A 7,340-nucleotide genomic window follows, 5' to 3' on the forward strand; every position below is an offset into this window, starting at 1 on the left:
CTGACATCGGTTGATGTAATGGCTCATCCAATTTTGTTACCTTATCAAGCATGACAGGCGAATATTCCAATAGGTATTCATTTAAATCATTGATTTCCTTGATTTTTTCACCTGTACCCTCTTGCGGGAATTGACATTTCCCAGACCGGATCATTTCTGATAAAAACTCTTTACAATCCTCTTCTTTTAATACGACTTGTGCAATCGTTAGAGAAGAAAACTCATTCTTATCGAAATATACCTCTAAAGGTTGTAACAGATTTCTTGTTAGCATCTCCTCATAAATTGGCTTGGCCCACTCTTCTAAAATCGGCAAGCCGTACGGAGGAGCCATTAAGAAGTCTCTTACTTGCATTTCTGGTGCTTCGTCAATTGCAACAATGTATTTCTCCTCTAATTCTTTAGAAAACGCAATGATTGCCTTCTTTCTATTTACCGTTTGCGTATTAATAAACTCAAATTGTCCTGTTGATATTACATTCACTTTTTTTCCTAACGCGTAATGTAATTCTTCTTTTTGTCCCTCTCCAAAATACATGCGACGAGTACCCATCGATATGGCTGCTCGGAATGACTTTAATGTACTGTCATTCCCTCCTAATACTGCAAATTGTATTTGTTGATGACGATTTACTGCCATAGCAAAGCAAAAAGCAGTATGTGATGCAGTGGCAGTCTCCAGTTGCAACATCGCTGGTGTTTGTTCCTGGTCAAATGTATGTTGTTGAATCATTTCGTTTATCATAATATTCGTTCCCTCCTAAAAATAAAAAACGCATCATATTCGATACGTTTCATGTCCTACTCATTTAATTTGTTGTTTAAAAATCTATAAACTGTTTCCACTCTGGTAATGACTGCTCAGCTGCATGTAAAATATCATCTACACCTTGGAATAGTGAGAACTGTTCTAACACTCCCAAATGCGTACCTGTACTGATCTGAGATGCACAAAGGCAAACTACCGTTAGAACAATAGCGATTCGGAGCACACGATTACTAAACTCCCAAGCAATATATAATGCTCCTATTCCTAATAGTACAGACATAGCCTTCTTCCTTTCCTAGACAAGTTCTTTGACTTCACCTTTTGGCGTTGCAATGATAAATTTAGCGCGACGTTTTTGTAAAACAACTTCTTTCGTTGTTTTTTCCAATTGCTCGAATGAAGTTTCAAAAAACACATTTTCAGATCCACGAACAGCATGGAGTGTATCGCCTTCACCAAGCAAACCGTCTGCCACACCTGTTATCAGCAATAGTCCTAATTGTCCGGAAGCAATCGGCATTTTCGCTCTTTCAGCTGCTGTTTTCTCATCTTGAAGTGAGTAACCATTCCCTCTATTTAATCGCTTTCTGAATGTCGAGATACCTTCCGATTTCCCCACTCCTTCATAAGCACTTTTATAATCCACTCGTGATGTGAAAATAAGTTTGTTTTGATGACGCAATTCAGGTATAGCCCAATCCTTACGATTTACCATTTCTGCTAGTGTATTCACATGTTTTTTGACGAAAGTAAGGTCAGACATGTTTTCACAAAAATTAGCGAACCGATCGTTAAAGTATGTATCATTTTTCATAGCTTCACGCTTACGACCGATGAAGACACACTGTTTAAATGCATCGAACTCCTTATTTTCATCACCAAAACGCATTAAGCCTATTTCCTCATAATTCTTAGCCAAGAAATAACTGATATCGTCTCTAGCAAATCTGTCATATGGAATGACATACACCATAACGCCACCATCTTGTAAATAATGATGCGCACGCTTTAAGAAGTTAAATTCCATTTTCTCTGATTTCTTTTTTTCTGTCCGAAGCTCCGTATTATAAGGAGGGTTTAAAAAGATGAGTGGAAAATAGTCATGACTAATCATCATATTTTCAAAGCTAGAGCGTATCACTACATCTAATTGCTCTTTTGCTTTTCCATATCGATTTGCATCTACTTCAACACCATACGTATCAAGTTGTATACCAACTTGTTTCGCCTCGTCTGCAAAACTTCGTAAAATTGTACCTTCTCCACAACATGGATCAAAGCAAGCATAAGCTCGCTCTGATTCCATTTGTAATAGCTGTATTAAATGTTTCCCTTCCGTTAGTGGTGTTGGATAAAATCCTGCCGCTAAATCGTTACCTATACGCATTATATATTTCCCTCCAAAGTTCTTTTTGCAATAAAAAAAGGAAGATCCAAGTATATATATCACTTAGTTCTTCCCTTTACCCTCTATAAACTACTTCAACTTGATTAAAATGGTAGTTCTTCATCTAAAATCTCCGATAGCTCATCCATACCCGTAAAAATATCATCCGGCTCTTGGGATTGCACTCTCGTCTCCTGCTCTTGTGGATCATCTAATACTGTCCAAATGTTTTCTTTTTTCATTTTCATATCCCTCTATCTTTATTTTTTTTCAGTTTCATAAACAATTTCTTCGTAATCGAAAAAATAGTCTTTCAGCATACGCATGATTCTACGAAACTTCGGTTCAGCTACGATCTTTGTGCCATGATAAAAACTTTGTTGCCCGACAAAGCGCCATAGGATGACATAGCCTTCTTTTACTCCCTGGATGCCTTCAATAAATAATGCGATTTCGTGAATGGCTTCCTTTTCATTAAGAGTGTTTGGTTTAAAATATTGAAATTTACCATCTGGTAATATAATTTCAGCTTCAAAACAACCTCTCATTTGATTTACTCTTGCTCTGGATTCAGATGACATTGCTGGTGCAGCATATGGTTTCTGATTTTTTTCCATTCGTGTTTTATGTTCCTCTACTGTTGGTACTAGTTGTAAGTGTCTACAATCTTTTTTCATTTTTATATCTCCTCTACTGTTTAATTTGTTATTTTATTAATCATAAATAACCCCGCCTACAAACTTGAAAACAACACAAAAAGGGCTTCTTCAAGTCGATTAAAAGTGTGCATAGCAAAATAAACTATATATACACTAATCGGCTCAAAGAAGCCCTTTCAAAAATGAAACAAGACGCAACTTGCTTCTACAACTCAACCACAACACAAAAAAGGTGTGGGAATAAACGGAATCAAATAAACTAACAATATACCCATATATTACACAATCTTAATTTTTATATCAAGATTTTTTTAAAACTATTAAAATAGAGAGTCTAACTATACTTAGTGTATCTGCGTGTTTATTTAATATTATTGCAAAGGTTCTATACTCTCAGAGAGCATAAAAACTACATATAAATCATTATTCTAAAACAGACATAATAAAAAGAAGAAAAAACATCCTACAAAATGTTTTTTCTTCTTTAATAATCTGGTTAGCGACTACATTTTTTCTAATATTCCTTGTCTCTCATACCACTTAGTCATTTTTTCAACTGCATTTGCAGATAGCCGTTTGGTTTCTCTGTTACAAAATCTAGATAGTGTAGGTGCCGATATTTTTATTTCTTTTGCTAATTCTCGTATAGACTTATTATCAACTTTGCGTTGTTTAAGTATTTTCTCTCGAATAGCCTCTTCATCAAATCTATTAAGCTCTTCACTATTTTTTATTGGAGATATATTAACAACTTCCTTAGCCTTTTCCAAATACTCTACAGACGCTTCAGTATTATTTTCTAACTCTAGTGTTTTTTTCTTAGATAAATTATACATCGACTTAATTAATTCTTCCGGTGGAAGTATAGTAATATTTAAATTCACCCAATAATCTTTAAACCAATTCTTCTTATTAAACCGTTCTTCATCTAAGGAAACTGTATACTCCCACTTAGAAATTACGTTCTCTTTTTCTAAGTCAGTAAGAACATTCTCTAGGTGTTCTCTAATCCGACTTGGTTTCCAGGTGAGCGGGATTGCCATGACAGCTAATAAGCCTTTATCTCCCCCTATGGAGTATGGTCGCTTCAAAGTTGAATATATTTGTCGTATTCTCCACTGCCATGTTAGATAACGAATTAAACGTTTATGATATTTATGCCGATAACTATTATACTCGAGTGCCTTTTTAGATAATAATGCTGTAGTATTATTTGAACCATATAAATAGCTTGTTAAAAAGCTCCCTGGTTTGATACGGCAGGATTCAATGCCCATATATTCATTTGTTGTATTGTGTCTCCATAATACAACTGAATCCAAGACAAATAACCGTTTGACAACCTCTCTCTTTACTTTATATTTTTCATCATCTTCATTTTCTTCATTTAAGACTACTACTTCATTATCATCATTTAAATAAATGAAGATACTCGCTAATGCGGCAATACGCTTAGCAACCTTAATTTTATCTTCAGGTCTGTAGTACTCTCCTTTACTTACTTTCTTTTTTGGGACATTGCACATATCCAATACTTGCTCATATGAAAATTCTATAAATTCATCTGGAGATTTGGCTTGTGCTAGCCACTGTATGGTAATGGAGTCCAATACATCAGCTGTCAGATCATCCATATTGCTCATTACATCGTTCACCAAAGTATTCCAACGTGATGCTTCATCATCTTTAATAAGCTTTAAATCTTCATCTCTGTGAGAAGAGAGCTGAGCTATTGCATTACTTTCCTTTGTTTCAATGGGATACGATTTTACCCTCATCCCTGAGTCTTCTTCAAAGTGATTTTTAGAGATTCCATCACGTAATTTAAAATAAACCGCGGAATTATTAACTTCAAAAAATTCTTTATCAATTGGTTCAACTATTTCATCCTCATTTACGTCTCCCTGGATGATTGTTCTATCATTAAACTTAGTAACATTCCTAAACTCATCTTCTAATACTTTTTCGATAGCTGCATGAATTTCATCTTTATATTCTTTTAACTTAATACCAATTTGTAATGAGGTAATTCCTTCTTCATTCTTTTTACTTAACCATGATACTAATGCCGAAAAAGATGGTGAAACATATTGAGAAGTTACAACTTTTGTATTATTTTTTTCTACATCTGAACTAAAGGCAGTCCATTTTTCCCAAACTACTTTATTGTTTCCGTATAAAGGCTCAGATATTAATAATGCATCCGTAAACAGTTGTGTTAATCTCTCCACATTATCACTCCTTCCGTAATTTCTTTTCAAACAAATATTTAATCTATTGCATATATGTAAAAACTTATTGTTTTTCAGTTTTGGTTATATTAAAGCAGTAATGAAACGATTTTCTTTATTTACAACATAAAATAACATTAATTATACATTAGTCCTCAATAGGTCTTCAATCACTCTAATCAATTAAGATATGAAACACTTTTTACCATATAGTGAACCTTCCCTATATATATAACATTTTTATCTAATCTTTCCCATATTCTCATATTCTCATAAGATGTTCATGTGAATTGAATTTATACCGCATATACAAAATAGATTCTTTCATATTTATTTGAAACAAATTTGCCACATCCTTAACCTAAAACCAAAAACATGAAACACCAATTAATATTTCTTAATTTAAATACACAACACAAATTTTTTATAACATCTTAGAAACCCATAGGAATCACCGTTTCACCTCTATTTTAATACATGCAAACTTTGAATTTTAACGAAACGTTTTTGCCATATCCTTGACCTTAACATGTATGTGTAACAGTCATAACCCCTTATGCACCAACGATTCACCTTATTTTCCTGCCAATTTCATTATACATTAAACATGAAACACTTTTGCCATATCCTTGACCTTCTGAAACTCAAAACATGAAACGTTTTTTGCCATATCCTTGACCTAAAAGTTATTACATTTTCTCCTATAACCCTTTATGTGAATAGATTTATCGTAATTTTTCCTAATAAACGACTTATGATTGAAACATGAAACACTTTTGCCATATCCTTGACCTAAAATCATGAACAATTCCCCTTAAACCTTTATATATCAACAATCTTCTCGTGTTTCATTATTGTATTTATACAATTAGAACATGAAACGTTTTTTACCATATCCTTAACACAACTTTTTTTCTGAAGATTCCCCGACCCCTTGTAAACATTGGGCTTATAACGTGTTTCATGTTTTAAAAATTCCCCTTAAAGGGGCACCTTTCAACATTTTTCATTTTGTTATAATCAAAATTGGTATATTTTATAGTATTTTGGCATGTATTTCTGAATTTGTAGAACGGAGGTGAAAAAGATGGGAAAATCATTTGTAATACGAAATCAACGTAGCTTAAATGGGAAAACAACCAATGCTGTGTTAGTAACACTAAAATCTTGGCAAAAGTTTGTGGAAACATTTGAGGAGAAGTACTACAGCTATAAAGATACATATTTAGAAGATATTCTGCAGCACATGACATACGAAGAACGTATTGCGGATGTAGAAGGCTTTGTCGAACAAGCGAAACCATCTTTTTCACGTCGTGCAATGTCTGCACTTGCAGAAAAAACAGGAAGAAAACATAAATTATACGGTATTACGAATGCTGATCTTGAAGTATTCTTGTACCTACATAAAAAATGCTATACAAATGGTGTCATTCCCAACGTAACAATACATATGATGTGGGAAGATTACAAGCAATATAAAGAAGAATTTGCTTATATCCAGCACTCTCAATTCTATATCGCTTTAAAGAAATTAAACTTACATAACATTATCTCCGTTGAAAATGGAGTAGATGGCCGATATACAATCAAACTCATTCATTTTATGAATGAGGAAACAGAAAAAGCAAATCCGTACGTATATATTACTCCTGTTGTATTTACAAAAGCTTTCTTTAAGCTATCTGTAGCAGCTAAAAAACTATTCTTAGACATTGCTATGCAACAACAAACAGAAACAACTTTAAAGCGTTCTTTGGACAAGCAGGACGAAAGAGGAAACAAAACTCACTTTGGCGGGATGTATCGTTTCTTACATAAAAAATATCCTCATCAAATCCGTGCGGTTATCGAAGAATTAACAATTGCATTACCATGTACGGGTAATCCCCTATTCAAAATTTGCAAAATGCAAAAAGGTGTAAAGCATACAAAACGATATACAACCTTATATCTATCTATCCATTCAGACTTCTTATGTACGAAAGAATCTGGAGAAGAGCAGCACAGGGATCCATTTACACCAAAAGCTACCTATACTCGTAAAGCTAAGTTTATTGAATCAGTCCTACAAGAAATGAATATCGGTGAACTGTCTGCAGACATGAATAAATTCATTCATGTTTTAAAGCATACTTGTCATCGTCAAATTCGTGGTGTGATTCGTGGACTTCGTGACATGGTTGATCGAAAAGAAGGATATCCAACGAAAATTGTATATACATTGAAAAAATTATTGCATCAAACATCTCAATATCAAATTCTTGATACTGCGGCGAAAGAAGGCATCTACC

The 7,340-nt window shown here is 33.8% G+C and carries 6 protein-coding genes and 1 pseudogene; 1 reads left to right on the forward strand and 6 read right to left on the reverse strand.

Annotated features, from left to right (window positions below; genetic code table 11):
- The 6 genes and pseudogenes from MR155_RS30260 to MR155_RS30285 form a co-directional block, all read right to left on the reverse strand.
- A pseudogene (locus MR155_RS30260) lies at window positions 1–745 on the reverse strand (hypothetical protein); the annotation flags it as partial.
- A gap of 76 nt (window positions 746–821) precedes the next feature.
- Entirely contained in the window at window positions 822–1,049 is a 228-nt protein-coding gene (locus tag MR155_RS30265; protein ID WP_002139789.1) for a hypothetical protein, read from the reverse strand.
- Between the two features lie 15 nt (window positions 1,050–1,064).
- Window positions 1,065–2,156 (reverse strand): DUF6094 domain-containing protein, encoded by a 1,092-nt coding sequence (locus MR155_RS30270; RefSeq protein ID WP_242312013.1) that lies wholly within the window; start codon window positions 2,154–2,156, stop codon window positions 1,065–1,067.
- A 104-nt stretch (window positions 2,157–2,260) separates the two neighbouring features.
- Window positions 2,261–2,398 (reverse strand): hypothetical protein, encoded by a 138-nt coding sequence (locus MR155_RS30275; RefSeq protein ID WP_242312014.1) that lies wholly within the window; start codon window positions 2,396–2,398, stop codon window positions 2,261–2,263.
- An 18-nt stretch (window positions 2,399–2,416) separates the two neighbouring features.
- Window positions 2,417–2,833 (reverse strand): DUF6018 family natural product bioysynthesis protein, encoded by a 417-nt coding sequence (locus tag MR155_RS30280; RefSeq protein ID WP_242312015.1) that lies wholly within the window; start codon window positions 2,831–2,833, stop codon window positions 2,417–2,419.
- A gap of 485 nt (window positions 2,834–3,318) precedes the next feature.
- Complete coding sequence (locus MR155_RS30285) at window positions 3,319–5,046, reverse strand: helix-turn-helix domain-containing protein (RefSeq protein ID WP_242312016.1); 1,728 nt, start codon at window positions 5,044–5,046, stop codon at window positions 3,319–3,321.
- A gap of 1,087 nt (window positions 5,047–6,133) precedes the next feature.
- Between MR155_RS30285 and MR155_RS30290 the strand changes: the two genes are divergently transcribed.
- Window positions 6,134–7,340 (forward strand): hypothetical protein (locus MR155_RS30290; protein WP_242312017.1); only part of this gene is annotated, 1,207 nt, incomplete at its 3' end.

Origin of the sequence: Bacillus cereus group sp. BfR-BA-01331 (assembly GCF_022663915.1) — a bacterium.
Taxonomy (GTDB): Bacteria; Bacillota; Bacilli; order Bacillales; family Bacillaceae_G; genus Bacillus_A; species Bacillus_A mycoides.